Source organism: Megalodesulfovibrio paquesii (genome assembly GCF_054653055.1).
In genome coordinates this window covers 697,309-718,417 of sequence record NZ_BAAIGQ010000006.1, presented here as the reverse complement: position 1 = coordinate 718,417, position 21,109 = coordinate 697,309, and the positions used below count along the sequence as shown (strand labels likewise).

The 21,109-nt window shown below is 60.7% G+C and carries 18 protein-coding genes; 6 read left to right on the top strand and 12 right to left on the bottom strand.

Annotated elements, in window-relative coordinates; genetic code table 11:
- Positions 1–224 precede the first annotated feature (224 nt).
- From ACYQ00_RS16060 to ACYQ00_RS16050, 3 genes are read left to right on the top strand one after another with little or no spacing between them, the layout of a single operon-like run.
- Positions 225–434: a helix-turn-helix domain-containing protein gene (locus tag ACYQ00_RS16060; protein ID WP_460033113.1), complete on the top strand. Its 210-nt coding sequence runs from the start codon at positions 225–227 to the stop codon at positions 432–434.
- Positions 431–2,641, top strand: coding sequence for a DUF1156 domain-containing protein (locus ACYQ00_RS16055; protein WP_460033112.1), 2,211 nt, complete (start codon positions 431–433; stop codon positions 2,639–2,641). The genes ACYQ00_RS16060 and ACYQ00_RS16055 overlap by 4 nt, the downstream gene beginning before the upstream one ends.
- A complete protein-coding gene (locus ACYQ00_RS16050; RefSeq protein WP_460033111.1) occupies positions 2,622–3,653 on the top strand; it encodes a hypothetical protein in 1,032 nt (343 codons plus the stop codon). The genes ACYQ00_RS16055 and ACYQ00_RS16050 overlap by 20 nt, the downstream gene beginning before the upstream one ends.
- Here the strand turns inward: ACYQ00_RS16050 and ACYQ00_RS16045 are convergent.
- Together ACYQ00_RS16045 and ACYQ00_RS16040 are read right to left on the bottom strand one after the other, a co-directional pair.
- Complete coding sequence (locus tag ACYQ00_RS16045; protein ID WP_460033110.1) at positions 3,589–5,220, bottom strand: phage head morphogenesis protein; 1,632 nt, start codon at positions 5,218–5,220, stop codon at positions 3,589–3,591. The two genes, ACYQ00_RS16050 and ACYQ00_RS16045, sit on opposite strands and share 65 nt — an antisense overlap.
- Positions 5,217–6,821, bottom strand: coding sequence for a phage portal protein family protein (locus ACYQ00_RS16040; protein ID WP_460033109.1), 1,605 nt, complete (start codon positions 6,819–6,821; stop codon positions 5,217–5,219). Before ACYQ00_RS16040 ends, ACYQ00_RS16045 begins: the two co-directional genes overlap by 4 nt.
- A 235-nt stretch (positions 6,822–7,056) precedes the next feature.
- Here ACYQ00_RS16040 and ACYQ00_RS16035 point away from each other — a divergent pair, with 235 nt between their 5' ends.
- Positions 7,057–8,370, top strand: a complete 1,314-nt coding sequence (locus tag ACYQ00_RS16035; RefSeq protein ID WP_460033108.1) for an ATP-binding protein — start codon at positions 7,057–7,059, stop codon at positions 8,368–8,370.
- 134 nt (positions 8,371–8,504) lie between these two features.
- Here ACYQ00_RS16035 and ACYQ00_RS16030 read toward each other — a convergent pair whose 3' ends face one another.
- Genes ACYQ00_RS16030 through ACYQ00_RS16020 form a run of 3 tightly spaced genes read right to left on the bottom strand, consistent with a single transcriptional unit; the run spans position 8,505 to position 10,596 of the window.
- Positions 8,505–10,031 carry a terminase large subunit domain-containing protein gene (locus ACYQ00_RS16030; protein WP_460033107.1) on the bottom strand — a complete coding sequence of 509 codons (1,527 nt, stop codon included), beginning with the start codon at positions 10,029–10,031 and terminating at the stop codon, positions 8,505–8,507.
- Positions 10,031–10,309, bottom strand: coding sequence for a hypothetical protein (locus ACYQ00_RS16025; RefSeq protein ID WP_020046765.1), 279 nt, complete (start codon positions 10,307–10,309; stop codon positions 10,031–10,033). Before ACYQ00_RS16025 ends, ACYQ00_RS16030 begins: the two co-directional genes overlap by 1 nt.
- Positions 10,306–10,596, bottom strand: a complete 291-nt coding sequence (locus tag ACYQ00_RS16020) for a hypothetical protein (RefSeq protein WP_460033106.1) — start codon at positions 10,594–10,596, stop codon at positions 10,306–10,308. The genes ACYQ00_RS16025 and ACYQ00_RS16020 overlap by 4 nt, the downstream gene beginning before the upstream one ends.
- Before the next feature lie 218 nt (positions 10,597–10,814).
- Here ACYQ00_RS16020 and ACYQ00_RS16015 point away from each other — a divergent pair, with 218 nt between their 5' ends.
- Both ACYQ00_RS16015 and ACYQ00_RS16010 read left to right on the top strand, forming a co-directional pair.
- Complete coding sequence (locus ACYQ00_RS16015; protein ID WP_460033105.1) at positions 10,815–11,216, top strand: hypothetical protein; 402 nt, start codon at positions 10,815–10,817, stop codon at positions 11,214–11,216.
- The gene (locus ACYQ00_RS16010) at positions 11,170–12,129 is read left to right on the top strand and encodes a tyrosine-type recombinase/integrase (protein WP_460033104.1); all 960 of its coding nucleotides are present in this window, start codon (positions 11,170–11,172) and stop codon (positions 12,127–12,129) included. Before ACYQ00_RS16015 ends, ACYQ00_RS16010 begins: the two co-directional genes overlap by 47 nt.
- Before the next feature lie 311 nt (positions 12,130–12,440).
- On the opposite strand, the gene ACYQ00_RS16005 is transcribed toward ACYQ00_RS16010, so the two are convergent.
- The 7 genes from ACYQ00_RS16005 to ACYQ00_RS15975 form a co-directional block, all read right to left on the bottom strand.
- A complete protein-coding gene (locus ACYQ00_RS16005; protein ID WP_460033103.1) occupies positions 12,441–12,971 on the bottom strand; it encodes a hypothetical protein in 531 nt (176 codons plus the stop codon).
- An 84-nt stretch (positions 12,972–13,055) separates the two neighbouring features.
- The gene (locus tag ACYQ00_RS16000) at positions 13,056–13,322 is read right to left on the bottom strand and encodes a hypothetical protein (protein ID WP_460033102.1); all 267 of its coding nucleotides are present in this window, start codon (positions 13,320–13,322) and stop codon (positions 13,056–13,058) included.
- Positions 13,319–14,176: a hypothetical protein gene (locus tag ACYQ00_RS15995; protein ID WP_460033101.1), complete on the bottom strand. Its 858-nt coding sequence runs from the start codon at positions 14,174–14,176 to the stop codon at positions 13,319–13,321. Before ACYQ00_RS15995 ends, ACYQ00_RS16000 begins: the two co-directional genes overlap by 4 nt.
- A gap of 415 nt (positions 14,177–14,591) precedes the next feature.
- On the bottom strand, positions 14,592–17,912 hold the full coding sequence (locus ACYQ00_RS15990; RefSeq protein ID WP_460033100.1) for a CHC2 zinc finger domain-containing protein: 3,321 nt from the start codon (positions 17,910–17,912) through the stop codon (positions 14,592–14,594).
- Between the two features lie 29 nt (positions 17,913–17,941).
- Entirely contained in the window at positions 17,942–20,170 is a 2,229-nt protein-coding gene (recD2, locus tag ACYQ00_RS15985; RefSeq protein WP_460033099.1) for an SF1B family DNA helicase RecD2, read from the bottom strand.
- Complete coding sequence (locus ACYQ00_RS15980; RefSeq protein WP_460033098.1) at positions 20,140–20,604, bottom strand: ERCC4 domain-containing protein; 465 nt, start codon at positions 20,602–20,604, stop codon at positions 20,140–20,142. Before ACYQ00_RS15980 ends, recD2 begins: the two co-directional genes overlap by 31 nt.
- 1 nt (position 20,605) lies before the next feature.
- Positions 20,606–21,100, bottom strand: coding sequence for a DUF669 domain-containing protein (locus ACYQ00_RS15975; RefSeq protein ID WP_051445405.1), 495 nt, complete (start codon positions 21,098–21,100; stop codon positions 20,606–20,608).
- Positions 21,101–21,109 lie beyond the last annotated feature (9 nt).

The following is a 21,109-nucleotide window of genomic DNA, read 5'->3' as shown; positions in this document are numbered from 1 at the left end:
GCGACAAATCCGGTTGATGCCGGTGAGCGGTCGGCCCGTGCCCGGGGTGAACCCCGAAATCAGGCCGAGAGCCCTGTCGCTTGGATACCTACCGGAGACCGTCGAAAAGTGTCGGAGGGTGGATCAGGAGAGGCGGCTGGTTTTTGGTTTGACACGGAATGTGCCGGATGTTATCATTCTTTATCGTCTTATGGCGAAGGCTTGCACTCGAGATGAGGCTTTCAATGGACCGGACAAAGTGGTTGACCATAGAGGAACTGGCCGAGTACCTGAAGATGGGCCGGACGAAGCTGTACCGCATGGCCCAGGAAGGGGGCATCCCGGCTTCCAAGGTCGGCAATCAATGGCGCTTCGACCGCGAGGAAATCGACCAGTGGATGAAAAATCAGCGACCTGTCAGCGCCGATCAAAGGCAGGAAGGTGTTCCCAGATGATCGAGAAAAACTTCGAAATATCGTTCATCGCAGATCTTGCCTTGCGGGAAAAACAGATTCAACAGAATTACCGACCAATCATCGCTGTGCACAAGTGGTTTGCTCGTAGACCGGGTACACTGTTTCGGGGGCTTTTGCTGGCCGAATTCTCACAACGTCCTCTGCGTGAAGCGTTTTATGATGCCCACGACTTTACAGGACGCCGGATCGCCGACCCCTTCATGGGCGGAGGCACGCCGCTCTTGGAAGCGAACCGTCTTGGTTGCGACGTGGTAGGTTTCGACATCAACCCTATGTCCTATTGGATAGTGAAGCAGGAGATCGAGCACCTCGACCTTGCAGCCTATGACGAGGCGGCTGATTTGCTGCGCGCCGAGCTTGAAAAGGAAATCGATCACCTCTACCGGACGAAATGCGTAATCTGCGGAGGCGAAGACGCCCATGTAAAGTACTTCCTTTGGGTAAAGACGACTGACTGTAAGAGCTGTGGTAAAACCATTGATCTTTTCCCTGGCTATCTTCTTGCGTCCGATGCAAGACATCCGAAAAACGTCTTCGTATGTCCCTCGTGTGGCCGACTGACGGAAACCACGGATCGAAAGAATCCCGGTCAATGCCATTATTGCGGCGATTCGCTTGCAGTGGATGGGCCAGCGCGCCGGAACCGTTGTATGTGCCCCCACTGTGGAGCGGGAAACAGTTTTCCAAAAGCATCCCTTGGGCCTCCAAGGCATCGACTTTTCGCAATTGAGTATTATTGCCCCTCCTGTAAGAGTGGCCACGCAGGGCGTTTTTTTAAGGTGCCTGACAGTCAAGACCTTGACCGCGTGTCGGAATCCGAGACTCGATGGATGAAAACGCGACCTCGGTTTGTTCCCGACGATGAAATTCCTTCCGGCGATGAAACAAATCGCCTCCATCGATGGGGATATAGGTGGTACCGGGAAATGTTTAACGCCCGTCAACTTCTTAGTCTTGAACTCTCCGCGCGGATCATATCCAAGATTACAAACGAGCGTGTCAAGAACGCCTTGGCGACCAATTTTTCCGATCTTTTGCGCTATCAAAACATGCTTTGCCGTTACGACACGATGGCGCTTAAGTCTCTGGATATATTCTCAGTACACGGGTTTCCGGTGGGGCTCATTCAATGCGAATCCAATTTTCTGGGGATAGTGGAAAAGGGGAAAAATGTCTGCGTCGGGAGCGGAGGATGGAAAAACATCACCGAAAAATACCGAAAAGCAAAGACCTACTGTGATGAGCCATTCGAGGTTCGGCATAAAGGGCGACACAAAGAATTAGTGCCGATCAGGGGCGAATGGATTGGTGACCGTCTCAACGGTGGCCGAACAGGGCGACATAGGCTTGTAGAGATTCACTGTGAAGACGCGGCATCCGTCAATTTGCCCGAATCCTCGCTCGATGCGGTGTTTACCGATCCGCCCTACTTTGGAAATGTCCAGTATGCGGAATTGATGGACTTCTGTTACGTATGGTTGAGAAAATTGATAAGCGAAAAGGTGAAGGCGTTCCGGCACCCATCGACGCGAAGCCAGTATGAACTAACCGGCAACATAGACATGGGAAGAAATCTGGAACATTTTACGGAGGGCGTATCCTCGGTCTTCCAGCGGATGGCAAAGGCGTTGAAACCAGGTGCGCCGTTGGCTTTTACGTATCACCATAATGCGCTCGAAGCCTACCTGCCTGTTGCCGTCGCTATTCTTGACGCTGGATTGGTTTGCTCCGCCGCCTTGCCTTGCCCTGCCGAGATGGGTGCCTCCATCCACATCAACGGCACAGGTTCTTCCATCATAGACACGGTTTTTGTGTGTCGAAAGACCGGATTCGTTTCAAAAAAGAGTTTGCCATGTTCAGCGGCAGGAGTCGCCAGTCTGGTGTGCGAAGACTTAGCTGAGCTTCGGAAAGGTAAGGTATCTCCTTCGATTGGGGATACTCGCTGCATTGCTTACGGTCACCTCGTCCGCCTGGCGATATGGAATCTTCGGACCAGGTGGGACAAATCGGCCAACACATCAAAGAGATTGTCAACAGTGGCCGATTGGCTCCAAGCATTCGGCGGATGGTCTGAAATTGAACGGCACCTCAATGTAATAAATGGCGCTTGTCATCATGAACCGCTGCTCATAGTCAGAGAAAATGACACCAATTACGGAGTCGAACATGCCAACGTTTCCTTTTGAAGTCAGTTTCGAAGATATTCTCAAAAATCCGGAAGGCTATGTCGACGCCGTATTTTCCTGCCTCGAATCGGAGTTCCTGATCATGCCGAAAGGCGCGGGGTTTGTCGAATACCCCGTTTTCGAGCGCGGCTACGAAGCATTGAAATCAGCCACCAAAGGGTTTACGAAATTCGATCTGATGTCTGTTCTTTCTGTAACCATACAGGAGCCGATCTCCATTGTCGTGCTGCGAACCATGCTCGGTTTCACCCCTCCAGAATGGGGTTATGTGACGACTCAAAGAACCGGAATTGACGTGGCACAGGGATTTGTGCGTTCTCTTGACCGTAAGATTCGCATGTCTCCCGAAACGCCACTGAGCGTCAACGGCGTCACCAAGGAACGACTTGAGGCCCTGGTAAAAACAGCATGCACGTTACTCGCTGAAGGTGTGCCGGAAGTGGATGTTGATCAGCTTCACCGACTCGATAAGGCCGACACGAGACATGGCATCGAAAGCCTCTCAAATCTCGCCGGCATGGGTGTCCCATACGCAATGTTGCTTTATGAGCGCTTTCTCGGAAGGCCATTCGCCGGTCATCGTGATTCAGTGAGTGAATTGGTCGGCGACAGCCTTGAGTCGGCCATCGAAGAAGTCTTGTCCAAGGCTGGAATTAGTTTCCGCAAGACGAAGCGTGCTGAGCGCATCGAGGGTTTCGACCAAACCCCGGACTTCATAATTCCGAGCGAGTTTAATCCACAGATCATCATTGAGGCAAAGATTACGGAAGACGACGGTACGGCGCGTGACAAAGTGACCCGTATTCAACATCTCGGCGAACTGAGCCTCGCCGGACGTTCATCAGACAACCCGAAATATGAAGTCATAGCTTGTATCGGCGGGCGCGGTTTTGGAGTTCGCCGCGAGGATATGAAGAAAATGATCCTTGCAACCAGGGGGAAGGTCTTCACGATGAAGACTCTGGATCGGCTTGTTGAAAATACTCGCCTGAAGGAATTCCGTACAAAATAGATCCATCGCGTTTTTCCCGCCATTTTTCCGCCAGTTCCTCACCGACCGCCTTTTCCAGCGCCTTGACAAGCTGCTGCTTGTTTTTGAGCGGGCCGATGTGGTGCTTCTTCTTGGCGTCGATCAGGGCCGCGCCTTGGAGCGTCTTGTGATCGACGCCGGGTTCCAACTCGTCGAGCAGGTCGATGACGTCCTGCTTGGTCATGTTGAGGGAGACTCCCTTGGCCTTGGCCATCTCCTGGAGTTCGACCACGGTGAGGTCATGCAGCCCGCCGCTCGGCGGAATTTTCTTGAGCTGGTCCGCCAGTTGCTGCGCCTGCTTGAGGGAAGCCTGCTTCTGTGCGAGAAGTTGAACCAGGTCGTCCTTGGTGCGGAGCAGGCCGATCTTGTGTTCCTTGAGCTTGGCGTCGAGCGCGGCTCCGGCAAGGCTGGAGTGGTCCACGCCCGGCTCCGCCGCATCGAGCAGCTTGATGAAGTCGGTCTTGGTCCTGGCGATGGAGACGCCGTTCTGCTTGGCCAGGGTCTGGAGTTGCTTAACGCTCAGAGTGTTCAGGTCGGCGATCTGTCCGCCTTCGAAGGCTGCCTTGAGCTTCGCGTCTTCCGTCGCCTTGGCCTTCGCCTGCTCTTCGATGGTCTGGGGCGGGATGATGCACGCGGCGGGTTCAGCCGCGGCTTTGGCCCCCAGCTCTCCTCCGCAGATCGCCAGGGGCCATGCGACCACACTCGTGCAGCGACAGTTGGGATGGGCCGGTTGCTGGGGAAAGCGGTTCGTGTCGAACACCTTGCCGTCCAGCGGCCCGCAGACCGGGCAGACCCGCTCGTCCTCCATGGTCATCCATTCGAGCTTCCGGACTCCGACGTGGTCGTGGAACTTGAGTCGCCCCTGGTTATGGGCGCGCAGGACCTCCGTGCGGGCGATCACCTCCATGCGGTACTGGGCCTTGGTGAACACCTTGGAACCGGCGTAGCGGAAGGACTCCGGGTCTTTCACCACTCGCCCGAGGTCGCGGACGATGTCCTCGACGCCCTTGCCGGTGGCGACGCCGCCCATCACGACACGCTTGATGCCGTCGGCCAGCTCGCGGTTGACGTCGCCAGCCAGGACCAGGTTGTAGTTGGTCATGAAATCGAGGGCATCCGTGTCCACCAGGGTGAACACTCGGGTGGCGAGCTTGTCGATACCCTCCGGGGTCAAGTCACGGTAGAAGGGAAGCTGGGCCGCGGCGAACTCGTCGATGCCGCGGTAGACGCCTTGGCGGAAGGATGTCTTGGCCGTCTTCCGGAAAAGCAGCGTCTGCTCCCGGTGCAGGCGGCTCGTGGTCTCCTGGATGTCGGTTTGCAGTTTCTTGAGGCCTTCGAGAGCGGCAAGTTTGTTGTCAGGGAGGGAGCCGAGGCTCTTGTAGCGAAGGATGGCGCGGCGCACCTCCTCTTCGGCGGCGGCGAGCATCACGGTCAGATCGGCGACCGTTTGCTCCGTATAGAGATTGCGGGCGCGGACGCTTTTCTCCGTGGCCAGGCGGATGGCCTCGGCTTGGGAGAGCGGACGTTCGGCCGCGAGCGCACCGATCATCCCCCGCACTCCCGGCACGCTGCCTGCCGGGATGTCGGTTCCTTCTCCCGGTCGGAGCCGCGTTCCATCGCGGCGGTCTTCGGGTCGAAGAAACGGCAGACCGGTGTATCGAAGGTGGTTTCGTTTCGTTGGACCCGGCAGTGGTTGAGATCGCCGTCGAAATGCGCGCAGTCGTCGCAGACGGCGGCGACGCTTGCTCGGGCGAATGGTCCGGCCCACGATGCCTCGGCGCGGCTCCCAGCCGGGTTCTTCGCCGGGTCTAGGCCGAGCATCTCCTGCGCCGTCTCGACGCCCATGATCCCGGCCGTCACCATATCGACGATGGGCTTGATCTGCTTTTCGTCGAGCATGTCCACCGAGCGCTTCTCGGTCTCCCGGTTGGCGGCCTCGATGTCAGGGTCGAGGTCCATCTTCAGTTGCAGGCTCGAACGGCTGATTAGCTTGCGGTCGTAGAGCTCGATGAGCAGGCGCTTGAAATCGACCGCGTCCGAGGGATCGAGGTCGTTGAACAGGAACTGGAGCGTCTTGTCTTCCCAGCCTTTGAGCTCCAGCCAGTCGTTGAATATCCAGTTCAGGATGATCCGGGCGGCCTGCTTGATCTCCCGGATCATCACCAGCATCTTCTGGAGACTCACCGATGCCGTGGCGAAGTTAGGGCCGTCCCCGGTCACCAGCGACCGCGAGAGGCCAAGCGCCACGACGATGTCCTCCTTCACTTCCTTGACCTTGTCCTCGACGTTGAGGACCTGCCCCTCGGTGCCGTGGGTCTCGACCGTGACGTAGAAGGGGACGACCAAGCCGCTCTTGAGGTCCATCTTGTTGACCATGTCCCGAACCTGTTCGAGCATCTTCTGGTCGGGCATGACCATCTTCTGGCCGAACGCGCCGCCGACCTTGAGAAGCCTGAAAGGCGTGGCCCAGCGCTTGGCGATGGCCTGCTCGGCCCGGCGGTAATCGCGGAGGAGTTCGATGGACTGGAACGCGGGAAGGACGAGCGAGTTGCCCCGTGGCGAGAAGGCCGGCGCGTCCCACTTGAGATGGAGCACCTGCTCCACCGGCAGGTCCAATCCATCCGACGCACCTGGATTGTCCTCGGGGACCTGTAAAACCTCCACGAGTTGTCCTTGGGCGTACCTGACCTTGACCGAAACCGGATTGACGCAGACCAGTTCCTCCAGGTCCTTGCCGTCCTTGGTGTAGCGTTTGAAGCCGACGGCGTCGCCCTTGACCAGGAGTTGGAGAACCATGTCCTTGACGAACTCGGAGACGCCCAGGCGCTCGGCGACATCCACAGCCTCCCACTTCACCTTCTCGTCATCGCCCGCGATCTTGATCTCTTCGCCCACGGCGAAGGTGCGCCAGGAGTTGACGCAGTTCTTCACCAGCGGCTCTTCGAGGTAGTACTCCCAGGCCTTGCGCGCCCGGTCCTCCCAGGAGGCCGGGATCGCTTCGGAGGCGCTGACCTTGCTGAACACGGACGGGTCCAAGGCCGCGGCGGCTGCCAGAGGGACGAGCACCAGACCGTCCGCTGAAAGCGGCGTCGGCTCAGCGCCCGATCCGGATGCCGGGCTGTCGGGTGTCGGGTTGGATCGTGTTTCCACCGGGGGCCTCTCGGTTTCTTGCCCTTGTGGGCGCGACATTCGCGCGTGTGGCGGGGAAAGCCCGCCCCTGGGGTTATCTACCGGAGGCGGGGAAGGAACGTCGGTGGGCGGGTGGTCGCGCTGGGAAAGTTTGGACCGAATCCGGAAATATCCCTTGACACCTATAGGTCTAACCGGCTATATTTATTTCCGGCTGAGGCTGCAACTGGAAAGAACCATGACCAGGAGTGAACCTATGATAGAAACGATCAAATCCATCATCCTGGATTTCCAGGAAACCCGGCTGGAGACCGGGGTGCCCCGGCGTTTGCGTATCGAGACGGTACACGGCAAGGCAGCCGTCTGCATCGGTGTGCGGCGGAGCGGCAAGTCGACTTACATGTTCCAGGTTATCCAGCGGCTGTTGGACGGCGGGGTACCACGGCAGAACATTCTGTACCTGAACTTTTTCGACGACCGGCTCCACAACCTGCGGCAGGACAATCTCGGCCTGATCGCCGAGGCCTATTACTCCGTATACCCGGAGAAGAAAAACACCGAAGTGGTCTTCTGCTTTTTCGACGAGATTCAGGCCGCTCCCGGTTGGGAGCCCTTCGTCGACCGCATGATGCGCACGGAAAAATGCGAGGTGTACCTGACCGGTTCGTCGGCAAGGATGCTGTCAAAGGAGATCGCAACGCAAATGCGCGGGCGGGCGCTCTCATGGGAGATGTTTCCGTTCTCGTTCAGGGAATTTCTGGACTACAAAGAAATCGAGAGCGAGGGCGCGCTGTCGACTAAAAAACGGCTCCTCGTTCAGAAGGCCTTCGAGGAATACTGGGAGACCGGCGGCTTCCCAGAGGTCGCCGGTCTTGGCCGAAACCTGCGGATCAAAACCCACCAGGAATACTTTCACACCATCCTGTTTCGGGATTTGGTCGAGCGCCACGACGTTTCACACCCAAAGGCGGTGACCGATCTGGCGCACTGGCTGGTGGACAACACGGCCTCTCTTTACTCCGTCAACAGCCTTACGGGTTATCTCAAGTCACTGGGCCACAAGGCTCCGAAGTCTGCGGTGTCGGATTACCTGGAATGGTTCGAGGATGCCTATTTCCTGTTCACCGTACGCATATTCGACCCGTCTCTCGCGCGCAGCAACACCAATCCGAAAAAGGTCTACTGCGTCGATCACGCACTTGTCACTTCGGTGTCGTCCGGAATTCTGGTCAACTCCGGCCATCTCCTTGAGAACCTCGTGTTCACTGCGCTCCGACGTCTTCACCCGGAGATCTACTATTACAAGACCAAGACCGGCCGGGAGGTCGATTTCATCGTCCCGATGCACGGCCGGTCCAAGATGCTGGTCCAGGTGTGCGAGTCCCTGGCGGAGCCGCAGACGCGGAAACGGGAGACTGCGGCCCTGAGTGAGGCAATGGCCGAACTGGACCTGAAAACCGGAACCATCGTGACCCGGAACGAGGACGAACGGATCGATGCCGTCGGCGGGACCATCGAAGTGGTCCCGGCATGGCGGTTTCTGTTCGAACTGCCCGAATCTACGGAATAGCCGCTTGAGATTCCCACTGATCAGCGACGGGAATTGACATCGGTACTTAAAACCCAGGGAATAACCTTGGTTTTGCGCATTTTCGTCAAGTCCAGTGTCTCCAAGAAAAATGGTAGAGGCTCTGTTCGTTTGCCTCAAATAAACACCGGCTCGGTCGTCAGCGGTACCAGAGAGACCGTCTCCTCGCCCACTTGGTTGAGGACGGACTGCTCCCGGGCCAGCATGGCGCAGCGCACGGCGTCGATGACGTGATCGTTGCCCTTGGAATAGACGATGCGTCCGTCGTGCAGCGTGTAGGTGTGGGTGGTGAACTGGTCCTCGATCTCCAGGTCCTCGATGGGGAACACAATCTGACGTCGCTGCAGCGCCCCGGCGATAAGGCTGGTCATGAATTCCTTGGTCCGCTTCCTGACCTCGTGGCCGTCGCGCACGGCCAGGGTGGTCATGCCCCCGAAGTCGTAACCGCGCAGCCGTCCCTGAAGAGCCAGGTCCTTGTACTTGTCCAGGGTAAGCAGTTCCTGCACGACGGCCATTCCGTTGCCGCCGTTGTCCACGCCGATGCCCGCGGCGGTGTAGTAGCGGTCCAGAAGCGCGATGGTCTGGGCGATGTGGGGATAGGCCACATGCTCCATGCGGACCCGCAGGACCAGCTTGACGATCCTGCGCTCGGGCAGTTCGATTTCCTGGAACACGACGATCTCCGTCGGGTCGTTGGTGTAGCCCAAGTCTCCTCCGATCCAGAAGACGCCGGTCCGCGGCATGAGATTGAGCAGCATCTCCAGGCGGTCGTGGGATTCCTCCTCGGTGGCGCAGCCACGAAGTTCCTCGCCGGTGACGACGACCTTCTGGTACTCGACCACATCCTGTCGGCAGAGATTGAGGTGCTCGACATTGAACGCGCCGTAGGAAGGTTTGCCGTGCTCGCCGGCCACCTCGTGCTGCCAGCCGGCGCTGTCCCGGCCACCGTAGAATTCCAGCAGCTCGGCCTCGCGCTCCTGGGTCCACGCCGGGTGCAGCCAGGAAGGCCAGCGGAACACCCGGAACTGGGTCGAGCCGGTCAAGCGGTAATAGGTCGTGTCACGCAGCCCGTTGGGCGTCGAATAGATGCGCAGTCTGCCGCCCGACTTCAGGCACTGGCGAAGGGCTTTCCAGGCCCGCTCGGTGAGCCACGCCCCTTCGTCAACCCAGACCCGGTCCACATGCAGTGAGCGGAAAGCGTCGCCGTAAGCCCCGGCGGGACGGAAGTAGAGGATCGCGCCGTTGGTGAATTCGAGTCGGAAGTAGGGTTTGCGGTGAATCTTGGGCTTGCCGTATTTGGTGAGAGCCACACTGACCATGAGGTCCGGGTTGGCGTCGAACTGGAACTCGATCTCCTCGATCAGCGTGTCGAGATGCCCTTGGTGGGGCGCGGCGACGAGTCCCTGGCAGCCGCGGTTGGTGAAGGCGAAATGCAGGGCATCGGTGGTGATGCAGACGCTCTTGCCCACATCGCGCCCGTCGAGGTGGATGATATTCTTGTCCGGGCAGAGCAGGTCTTCCGCCTGGTGCGGCCAGTAGACCCGTTGTCCCCCGTCGCGGTTGCGCAGGTATCCCTGTCCCCAGAGGACCGGGTCCGCCAGGGTCTCCGCCAGTTTGCGCTCCTTGGCGGATATCCTGGCCATCAGGGCAGCCTCGACCTCAAGACCGACCCGAGGACCGTACCGACGATCTCGGCCAGGATGTGCTGGACGGCGAGCATCCCTTCGCGGTCGCGGATCACCCCTTCGATATCAGCCGCGGCTTGATCGAGCTCCTCCCACTCGGGGTAAGCTTGCCGTGCGGTATCGAGCCGGGCCAGGGCATCGTCGATCTTCCCGGCAGCCAGCTCCGCGCCGATCTCGACCAGTTGCCGTCCAGCCTCGCGGACAGCCTCGCTGTTCCGCTCCAGGATTTCCTTCATCGCTTGTCCCCCTCCGGCGTTTTTTCCTGCCCCGACGCCCAACGGTCCAGGGCTTCCATCACCGCAGCCAGCCGGTCGCCCATGCCCCTCAACCGCTCCCGGTCCGGGTGCGCCGCGTCGGCCAGGGCCTTGTTGGCCTCGGCCACGTACTCCGGCATGTAGCGGTTCGCGGTGTGTATGGCGTCCTGAATCCGCTGAGGCGGCCTGGCAGCGGCGCAACCCAACAGGGATGCCGCCAGACTCGCTGCCAACAGCGCCTTCAGGATCGTTTCGACTTGTCTTCTCATGATTCCCCTCCCGGCCCGCCCAGGGCCTGATTGTTTCTCTGGAATGTGCATGGAACGCCTTGACTTCCGGCGCACACGAAGCCTGTATGTGAATGTGCGTAGAGCCTTGATTTACAAGGACTTGAGCCGTTTGAAAGGAGGTGCCGAATGCGCGTTTTCGACGTCGGGACCATCCGGTCCGGGAAACACGAACTCAACGAACGAAAGGAGAACGAGTCATGAACGAGACCCTGCATCAGGCCGCCCAGGCCTATCTGGAACACCTGCGGACCCAGGGGAAGAAGGAGCGGACACTCTACACCTACGGCAAGGACTTCGAGCAGATCGAGGCCTTCTTCGGTGCGGAACGCAAGCTGTCCAGCGTCCTCATTCCGCACGTGGGAAAATTCTTCAAGTCCGATGCGCTGCTCAAGCTGCCCAACGGACGGGAGCGGTCCGCGCCCACGGTCGAAAAGACCAAGCGGGTGCTCCGCATGTTTCTGATCTGGGCCAAGGATACCGGCCGCATCGACAAGCTGCCCCTGCCCAAGGACACGCCCATGGGCCGGAGCGCCAAGAAAGGAGGAGAGCGTAATGACGAACACGACAGCATCGAGTCTCCGGCTGCTGAGCAGTCCTGAGCCTTCCAGCGCGCGGCCCGGTTTCACCGAAGCCTTGGAAGCCTTCAGCAGAAGGCTCGCGGCCGAAGGACGTTCGGAGAACACCATCAGTGCATACCTGCGCGACCTCTCGTACTTGTCAGAGGCGCTCCTCCGGAGGCATCCGGGAGTCGTCCCGGACGAGGTGACCAACGCCATGGTCGAAGAGGCGTTGACCTCACCGCAGGTGACGACCTCGGCTGGAGGCGGCGTCCGCTCGCCGGCGTCCATGCATCGGTTCAAGGCGGCTGTCCGGTCGTTCTTCACCTGGGCCGAGCAGAACGGGATCGTCCAGGAGAATCCGGCCGGGTCGTTGACCCTTCGCAGGCTTCCCCGAACTCCGCCCAAGTTTCTGACCGAGGCCGAGAAGCGCCGTCTGCTCAAGGAACTTCGCGGCAGGGCATCCTCGCTGGCAGTCCGGGACCGCGTCATCATCGAGGTCTTCCTCGGGACCGGCATCCGGCTGCAGGAACTCGTCGACCTTGACATCGAGGACGTGGACCTCGACGCCAAGCATCTCCGCGTGCTCGCCAAGGGCTCCGTCCCGCAAGTGAAGTTTCTAAAGTCCACTCTGCGCTCCCTCCTGCGGAGTTACTTGGCCGAGCGCCGACGCCAGGGCGACGGCGAATGCCGGGCCATGTTCCTTTCCAACCGCGGGGAGCGACTCTGCGAGCGGCAAGTGGCCAGGCGACTCCAGTATTGGCTCAAGGCCGCGGGCATCGACAAGAAGCTCAGCCCGCATGCGCTTCGGCACACCTTCGCCACCCACCTCTACAGCCGGACCGGAGATATCCTGGTGGTCCAGCGGGCCCTTGGGCACCGGGACCTGTCGACCACCCAGGTCTACACCCACCTCGTGGACGGCGCGCTGGAGGACGCCCTCGAACGCCTCTGATCTGCCGCCGACCATGGAAGCCAAGCGGTCCACCCGGGCCGCTTTTCCATTCCCGCCTTCGGACAGGCAATGACAGAGGCAAGAGACAGTCAGCCTACAGTCGCGTCCCCGAACACATCCGCAGGCAATGATGCGGGCAGCATCGGAGCCTTCGGGAGCCGGGCGGAAGCATTGATTGAGGAAACTTTCCGCCGTCCGGCGGCTTCGGAATGTCAGAGAACACGTCTTATCCGACATTCCCAGGTCGGGGGTCGCCGCAAGTCCGCGTGTTTCGCGGGTCGCTGCATAGCATGCGGTGGTGTTATCCGACCTCATTTCCGTGTTTTCCCTCTCGCGGTCGTTTTCCGGGCCGGTTTCTTCTGGGACTCCGCCAGCTTTTCAAGCAAGGCCGTGGCCCACTCGGCCGGCGTCGTCTCCGGTCCCTGGGACGCTTCGCCCTCCCGGGCGATTTTCGTTGCCTTGAGGTCCTTGAGGTGGCAACGGATCATCCGGTCCAGCCGCTCGGCGGCGTCCCAGTCGCCGGACTCCTGCGCCCGTCCCAGCTTGAGAAAATAAACCGCCACCAGCTCGACCTGCATGAAGTCAGAGCTCTTGTTGAACACGAAGTCATGGTAGAGCTGGCCGATGATGGCCTCGAAGAGGGGACGCTCCTCCGGTGAGAGGAAGCGGTCGGCGTAGATGCCGTGGCGCAGGCTGTTCTGGTTGCCCGGAGCCGCGCCACTGCCGGTCCGAGCCTTGGCGGTCTTGCGGACCTCCTGCTCGGGCGCGGCGTTGCGGTGCCAGCGGTTGAGCTGACCCGCGTCGTGTTTTCCAATCCTGGTTTCGGCCTTGTCGTCTGCCATGATCACCGCGTTTTTCGTTTCGGCACCTCGGGGTTCGGGGCGGAAGGCGGATTTCGCCCTCTCCAGGGAAAACCCCTTCGATACCTACCGGAGCGGATCGCGATGCGTCGGAGTGGATTCCGCGCGACCCTGAGCCACGATCTGGCGTACACGGCGGGGCGTCACACCGGAAAGCCGGGCGATCTCGCGGGTGGGAACCCCTTGTCCCTTGAGCGCCAGCACGAGCTTGCGGCGTTCCTCGTAGAAACCCACGTCACTCGGCACCCAGAGGAGACCGGTGAAATGCCGCCGGACGGTGTCGAGCACCTCGGATGGCAGGACATCCCTGGCATTGGCGTAGGGCCGTTTCATGTTTCCGGATTCGTTTTTTTGAGCCATGGTTGATCCACATCCGGGTTGTGAAAACGAAGGCGGTTCTCCCGCGGGGTCGGACCGATGATCTCGATGTACTGCCGGGTCACGTCGCCGATGCGCTCCTTGGCGTCGACGAAACAGACGAGACCGTAGTCCTCGCCGCACGGGAAACGGAACCGTCCCCGGTTCTGATAGAGCCGCGCCTCGGACCAGCCGAGGGAGAGCGCCTGGTCGCGGATGGCATCGACCTTGTCGATGGCCGATTGCGGGACCTTCTCCGTGAAACGCCACTCCCCGTCCTTGGGGTAAAGGTATTGCTCGACAGCCGGCCCAGGGGGACATGCAACCGGAGAGACGGGTGCGGCACAAGCGGGACGACTCTGGGCTGTCTGGTCAATCGCCGGCGGCGGATAGGTCTTGGGATCGAGGCTCCGAACGGCGGCGAGAAGCTCGTTCTCACCGAAACGTGCGACAGCCCATGCATGGATGTCGTTGAAACGTGTCCGCAACCCGTCGAAGGCTGCGGGACCGAGTCGTCCCGTCTCCAGCGCTTTTTTGGCCAACGCCATCTTGTGCCGAAGCCATGCGTAGTATTCCGGGTCCAGACGGCGGTAGCAGACGCCGTCCATGCCCACGTCCCGCGCGAAGTATCGAGGTTTGTCGGTTTCCCATGAGTCCAGGTTCGTGGCCGCGTAAAGGGCGGTGCCATCGGGATCGATGGTTTCCTGCGGATCGTTGCGCTCCGCTGCTTCTGTTGTCTCCGGCCTGGAGACATCGACCGACGGATTGCTCGTCTCGACAGGTTCCGGCGCTCCGGCGGTCTGTTGCATCATGAGTTCGAGAAGGCTCACGTTCCCTGCTCCAATCGGGTGGTTTCCGTTCATGGGATACCTACCGGAGCGGGGTCCGTACCGCCGGGATGCGAAGGTGCGAAGGTCGATGAATGCGGTTCGAACCTTCGCAGAGGCCTTCGCAGTGCCGTAGCTGATTGATATTGCTGATAGATATGAATAAGGAATGCGAAGGTGCGAAGGATGTAGAGGATGTCACTCCCGCGCGGACCGAAAAAACAACCGGTGATCCGGCGAGAGACACGGGATCACGGTATGCGGTATTTTTTCTGAGTAAGGGGGTGAATCCCTGAAACCCTTCGCACCTTCGCACTCTCGACGTAACAGCTTGATATGGCTTGGTTTGCAGACGCGAAGGTCCTTCGCGGTTTGCGAAGGGTACCCTTCGCACAAGGGGGTGGCGGCAGGGAAAAGCTCAGACGAGGTAGGTGATGTCGTAGGTGGCGGTGCGCCGGACGGAATGCTCCGACCGGTTGACGGCGATCTCGAACCCGGCTTGTCGGATGGTGTCCAGGTCGTTAGAGAAACGCTGGGCGAACTGCTGCACCGAGTTCATGCTGAAGGACAGCCCGAAATCCTTTGACAGCCGTTTGACGGCCACGAACAGGTCGCGGGCCAGAGCGCCCTCGACGGTCGTCTCGTTCCGGAAATCGAGCTGGTAGCGTTCGAGGAAGGCCGCCTTGTTGGTCTTGGCGACGTTCAATGCGGTACTTTCGCGATCCGCTTCGAGCGCGTGCCGGTAAGCCTTGAAGAGCGCCGCCAGGCAGGTGGCGATGGGATTGGACTCGCGGGCGGTCTCGAGGCTGACGTTGTTGAGCGTGGCGATCCGGCCCACAAACTGCGGATGAAGTTCTTCCAGCGCCCGGTCGATCACCTCCTGCTGCTCCCCGGCGAGCATCATCAAGTACATGAGACTCAGGTAGTCGTTGCATCGCCGCTTGCTGTGGTTTCCGAGGCTTCGGTGCAGAAGCCGCATCACCTTTTCCTGAGCGCCGGCCCGGAGCATGGCCAACAGGTGGCTCGTGCGCTTCATCAGGGAAGAGACGATCAGATCGCGGTGCTCCCGGAGCGCGGCCAGAATTTTCGCTTCGAGGAAACAGTCGCTCGCCTGCTCGTCCATGTCGAAGCGGATGATGAACGAGCGGGACAGGATTTCCGCGAGCTCCCCTCCCAGCGGTTCGATGCCCGTGGTGTTGAGCAGGCACTTGGTCCGCTCGATGACCGTCTCGGTGTCCGTGCCGCTCTTGCGCTTTTCTTTGGCGATGCCGGTGATGCTGGTCAGGATGAAGGTCGTCAGGTCCTCGGTCATCTGTTTGACCTCGATGTTGTCGAGGACGATGAGCGGGTTCTGTGACCCGTCGGTGTAATTGGCCGCATCGGTACTTTTCTTCTGCTGGGGCTCGCCGTACAGCAGGGCCGAGATCAGTTTGCTCGCGGTGGTCTTGCCCGAGCCCGCGGGGCCCTCGAACCGGGTCATGGGCCTCGTGCCGGCGAAATCGATCAGGAGAAAGCAGGAGAGCCACGAGAGGATCAGCACCCGATCCCCCGGCGCGCAGGTGAGATTGTCGAGCAACAGCTCCACCAGGAGCCGGTCGGCTTCCGCGGGATCGGCGTCGGCAAGGAAGCGGATCGGTGCCATCTTCCGCGAACCGTCCAGGATGACCCCGTCGGCGTTGCCGCCGTTCTTGAGGATTTCGACTCCCTCCGGGGTGATCTTGGCGATCTCGTGGTCGGCGTTGTTCAGGTTGAAGTAGATCGTTTCCCTGGCCACGTCCGTGTGAAGCCAGGAAAAATGCTCCCGCACCTGTCCGCGCTCCACCGCCAGGTTTGACAGCACCTCGTAAAACGTGCGGCCGCCGCCGGTGGTCTGTACAATTCCGGTGTGCTTGTACATGAGGGAGGCATATAGTCGTTTACGGCCCCGGTCGGGCGTGTCCATCCACAGGATCGTGTCCTCGAAGAACATGAACGGTTCGCCCTGGGGCGTGCGAAAGAACCTGGCCCCGTGGGCTGTGAACCATTCGTAGGCGGCTTCGGCTGCGAGCGTGAAATCGGGCGCGCCGCGTTCTTCTTCGGTCGCAAGCAGGACTTCCTCGATCCGTGCCCGGCACGATCCGGGAGATGCGTCCGATGAGCGCTTTTCCCGCTTCCGTTCCTGCCTGGCCTGGGACCTCTGCTCTTTCTTCACCGCCCGTACTTGATCGCGCAGCGTGGCCAGCGAGAGCCCCGTCTTGCCGAACCGCTCCTGAACAAGTTTCAGATGGCGGTTCTGCTCCAGCGGGGAGAGGTATGCGGCTTCGCGCAGGATCGGTTCAAGCAGCCGATTACGTTCCTCCTCCGAGACGTCGGTCGGCAGATGGGAGATGCCGAACTCCAAGGGCGTTTCCGCCTTCGCCAGCAACTCTTCGAAGTCTTGGGCGGAGTGACCGGCCACGAAATAGTCGTTGACGTCGATTTTGGCTTCGGAGAGCAGGCGCTCGGCCTCGCGGATTTCATCCGGGGTGCGGCCGTCGAGGCGCTTGGCCAGTTCGCGGGCACCCACCGCGGCGTCGAGACCGAACCGCTCCCGCAACTCCCGGCGGGCGTTCTCGCGTCGTTCGTCCAAGGGGAGAACGGCGAGCCGGGTCTGTATCCGATGCTCGGAAAGGACCGTTGCCGTCTTGAGCGCGCCGTTCAACCCGGCCTGGGAGATCTCGTTGTCCTGGCAGACGTAGACCGTCTTCACGTTGCGAAGGCGCGGCAGCAGCCGCTCCCAATCCGCCTCGCGGATACGGACAGTCACCGGCGAAACCGCCGGGAAGCCATGTTCCATGAGCGAGATGCAGTCGGTCACGCCCTCGGTGATGATCAACCGCTCCGGGTCGGCGAGCAGACAGTCCTCGTTGTAAAGGTGGCTGTTGTCGATGCACGGGGCGATGTGCTTGCGGGTGTTTTCGTCGTGGACCGGGAGCTTCTTGTATTTTCCTTGTTCCCATGGCTTGTCAGGCGTCCACGGTGTCTTGCGTCCGATCATGAAAACGACGCGACCGCGGCTCCAGTAGGGAAATACGATGCGCCGGTCGAAGAACGGATCGAGCCCGTCTTGGTTGGTGGGACGGAACGCGCCGGATGCCGCCAAATCCCGCGGGGAAAAACCTCGCTCCTTGCATGTCAACTTCCGGACGATTCCCTCGTCGCCGTCGTTGTCCGCATAGCCGATGAGGAGCCTGTCGACCGTCTCCGCGGACAGACCGTACTTGGACCGAAGCCATTCGAGGACCTCTGGGTTGTCCTTGAGCCGCCCGTGATAGTGTTCCGCCAGGGTCGTCAACACCTCATGGACCCGCAGTTCGACCAGGCGTTGGGCCTCCGCTTCCGCCAGTTCCTCTGGCGAGAGGCCGTGCTTGGCCAAAGACGGCAACCCGGCCTTGGCCGCGAGGAAATCGCGGGCATGTTGATGGCTTTCCGGCATGGGACCGGACTGGCCCCGCGTCACCCGGCCCGACTGAATGAACTCCACGAGCTGGAGCACGTCGCCGCCGACGCCGCAGCCGAAGCAATACCAACCCTGCTTGTCGAGCATGACATGAAGGGACCGGTGCGATTGGCTGCTGTGGTTCGGGCAGTCGCATTGGAGCAGGCGGTCGGATTCATGCAGGACGTGAGCGCCGAGCAGCTCCCGCGCGACCATACCGATGTCGACCTCGGTGATCCGCCGGTAATACTCCCTCACGTTGTCCTGACGTTCGAATGCCATGCGCGCTCCGCTCCAAGAATGTCCATTCGCTACCGGCCGGTCGTCGCGGGAACACGGGATTCCTCAAGGCGACCTGCATCCAGCAAGAGGGAGAGGAACGTTCGGCGGTCGTCCTGTTTCCGCTTTCTGGCGCAGTTCGAGATGCCCCAGTGGTCCCCGACGAGGACCGTCGTCTGTCTGGCCCGCGTGACGCCGGTGTAAAGAAGGTTCCGGTGGTGCATGAAGGAGTGGGCCTTGTGGACCACCACCACGACGCACGGAAACTCGGAGCCCTGCGCCTTGTGGATCGTCAGGGCATAGGCGAGTTGGATGTCCTGCAGGTTGGGCGAACCGGCCTCGATCTCCACCGGGATGCCGTCGAAGTCCACGATCAGAGAGCCGTCGCGGCCGACGTGGAGCACCACGCCCATCGCGCCGTTCATGACGCCGATCTCGTAGTTGTTCCGGGTCTGGATGACCTTGTCATGCACGAGAAACTTGGGCCGGCGGCCGGGGGGCGTCGGGGGCGCTTCGACATTCCAGAGTCTGCGCTGCACCAGACGCTGCAGCTCGCAGTTGAGATCGCGTGTTCCCAGCGGTCCCTTGTGGGTCGGGGTCAGAAGCTGGACATCGGTCAACAGGTCGAACCCGAGGCGTTCAACGAGCACATTCTCGAAGAGGTCCAGTACAAACCGCTGCGCATCCCATTGATCGGTGAACTGATCCACGACGTACCAGGCCCGTCGGCCGGAGGGTTCGGCTTCGCTCGTCTTGCGGATCTCGCCGTTCAAGACGGCGATGCTGTTCTCCTTCAGGATGCCGGCCTGCCGAACCACCTGGTCGAGGAGCACCGTGGGAACCATCCGCGACTGGACTAGGTCCCGCAACAGATTGCCCGGTCCGACGGGAGGCAATTGGTTGTGGTCTCCAACCAGCACCACGGCGGTCCGCTCAAGATCGATGCTCTGAAAGAGGTGCCAGGCCAGGGGCACATCCACCATCGAGACCTCGTCGACGATGATCACGTCGGCGTCGATGGGATCGTCCGGTCCCCGGGCGTAGTCTTTGCCGTTGAAACCCAGCAGCCGGTGGATCGTACCCGCAGGATGGCCGACGACCTGTTCGAGACGTTTGGCGGCCTTTCCCGTGGGCGCGGCCAGGACGACGCGCAGTCCCTGTTCTTCGTAGACGCCGGTGATGGCGGATACGGTGAAGGTCTTGCCGCTGCCCGCTCCGCCGGAGATGAGCGAAATCGAATGACGAAGTGCGGTGACGGCGGCCTGCCGCTGGCCCGCGTTGAGCTGCGGCGCGGTTTCCGCGACCATGTCGGGCAAGCGGTCTCGGTCGGGGAAGTGCGGGTTGGGCGCTCCGCCGTTCCGGAAGACCTTTGCCAGGTACTCCTCCATTGCACGGATTTCGGGTTTGGCGACGAGGAACCTCCCGCCGTGGGAGACGCAGACCAAGACCTTCTCGTCGATGAGCCGGTCAAGCGCCTGCTCGATGCGGTCCCGGCTGTCGAGGACGTCCATGACCAGCAGTACATTGGCTTGATCGACCAGCTCCTCGAACTCGATCCAGCAGTCGCCTTGGTCCAGCGATTCATTCACGCAGTGGAGGACGCCGGCCCGGATGCGCGCCGCGTCGTCTTTGGCGGTGCCCATCTTCCTGGCGATCTTGTCCACGCGCTTGAATCCGAAGCCGCGGACCTCGCGCACGATGATGTAAGGATCTGCCTTGAGCAGGCCCAACGCGTCGTTGCCGAATTTCTTGACCAGGCTCGTCACCTGGTGATGGGTGAGATCGAAAGCGGCCAGCCAGGTGATCGCCTTGTTGGTCTCTCGCGTCTTGAGCCACTCCACGCGGAGCTTCTGTACGGCGTCCGGTGACAGCCTTGCAACCTCGGCGATTTGTCCGGGATCGTCGGTGATGATCCGGTCGAAATCATGACCGAAGCGGTCGGCGATCAGACGGGCCTTGACCGGGCCGATGCCTTTCATCTCCGGGTGGTTGGCCAGGTAGTTGGCGAGACCGTCGGCGTCCAGATCGAGGTCGTATTCCATACCCTCAACCTCGAATTGTCGGCCGTACTTCGGGTGTGTCACCCAGCGGCCGTTCAGCACAACCGGTTCGTTCTCACGGGCGAAGAGCCTTCCGGCGAACTGCACCTCGTCGCCGTCTGCCGTCCTGAGGCGGCCTGCGGAAAACCGCGGCCCGGCGCAAAAGACCGTCTCGACGCGGCCGCGGACGGTTACGGATTGGTTGTTTGATCTTGTTCGCATCGTCTCGATACCTTCCGGTGATACCTGTGTAGAAATTCCTCCACGAACCGGCAGGTAGCCTGCCGGTCGGAGCAGAAAAACACCGGGATGCCGAAGTCGACGACGATGGAAAGCAGTGCGCCCAGGACGGCGTTGGGATGCGCTCCGGAGCGGTAGCGGCCTCCGAGGATGTCCCGGAGATCCGCTTCCACCACGACGCACGCGGCGTCGTATTCGGAGAGGCGGCGCAGTTCCTTTGTGAACCGCTTTCGAGATCGGATGACGGTGGAGACGAAATCCTCGAGGGTCTTTCGCTCCACCGCCACGGAATCCTCATGTCCTTCGACGGAGTAATCCCCGGCGGGGAGGGCGCGGCGGACGACCTCCGTGCAACCGGATTCAAAGGCGTAGGGTTCCTGCTCCCGCGTGTCGACGACGACGGTGACCCGGTTCACGTCAGAACGGGGCCAGGGCGTTGCGAGCCGCCGAGTCGTATTCGTCTCCGCCGTCTTCGAGCACGATGCGCCGGTTGATGTAGACGTTCTCGTTCTCGCCGCGCGTGCGCTTGGTGATCTCGAGCTTGACGTTGATGAGCTTCTCCAGGTTGGCCGGAAGCTCGGAGAGCTTGTCCAGATCCAACCCGCAGGTGTGCAGGTCCGTCTTGAGCCACTTGATGTTCTCGCGGGTGGCCATGACGTTGTTGCGCCACAGGAGTCTTCCCCGGAACTTCGGGGCGAGGATTCGCAGCGTCCACTTGAGCATGGGATTTCCCGAGGTCTGGGCCCGGGTCAGTTCCACCCGCTCGACGTTTACCTGGTACTTGCCGTCCGGGATGGTCTCGAACTCGCGTTCCTCGACCTCGGCATGTTCGAAATCGTCGTCGAACTGTGCGAGGTCGATGTCCTCGGTGCCGCGGGGCTGATCAAAATGTCCGTAGTCTTCGTTCTGCATGGTCTGTTC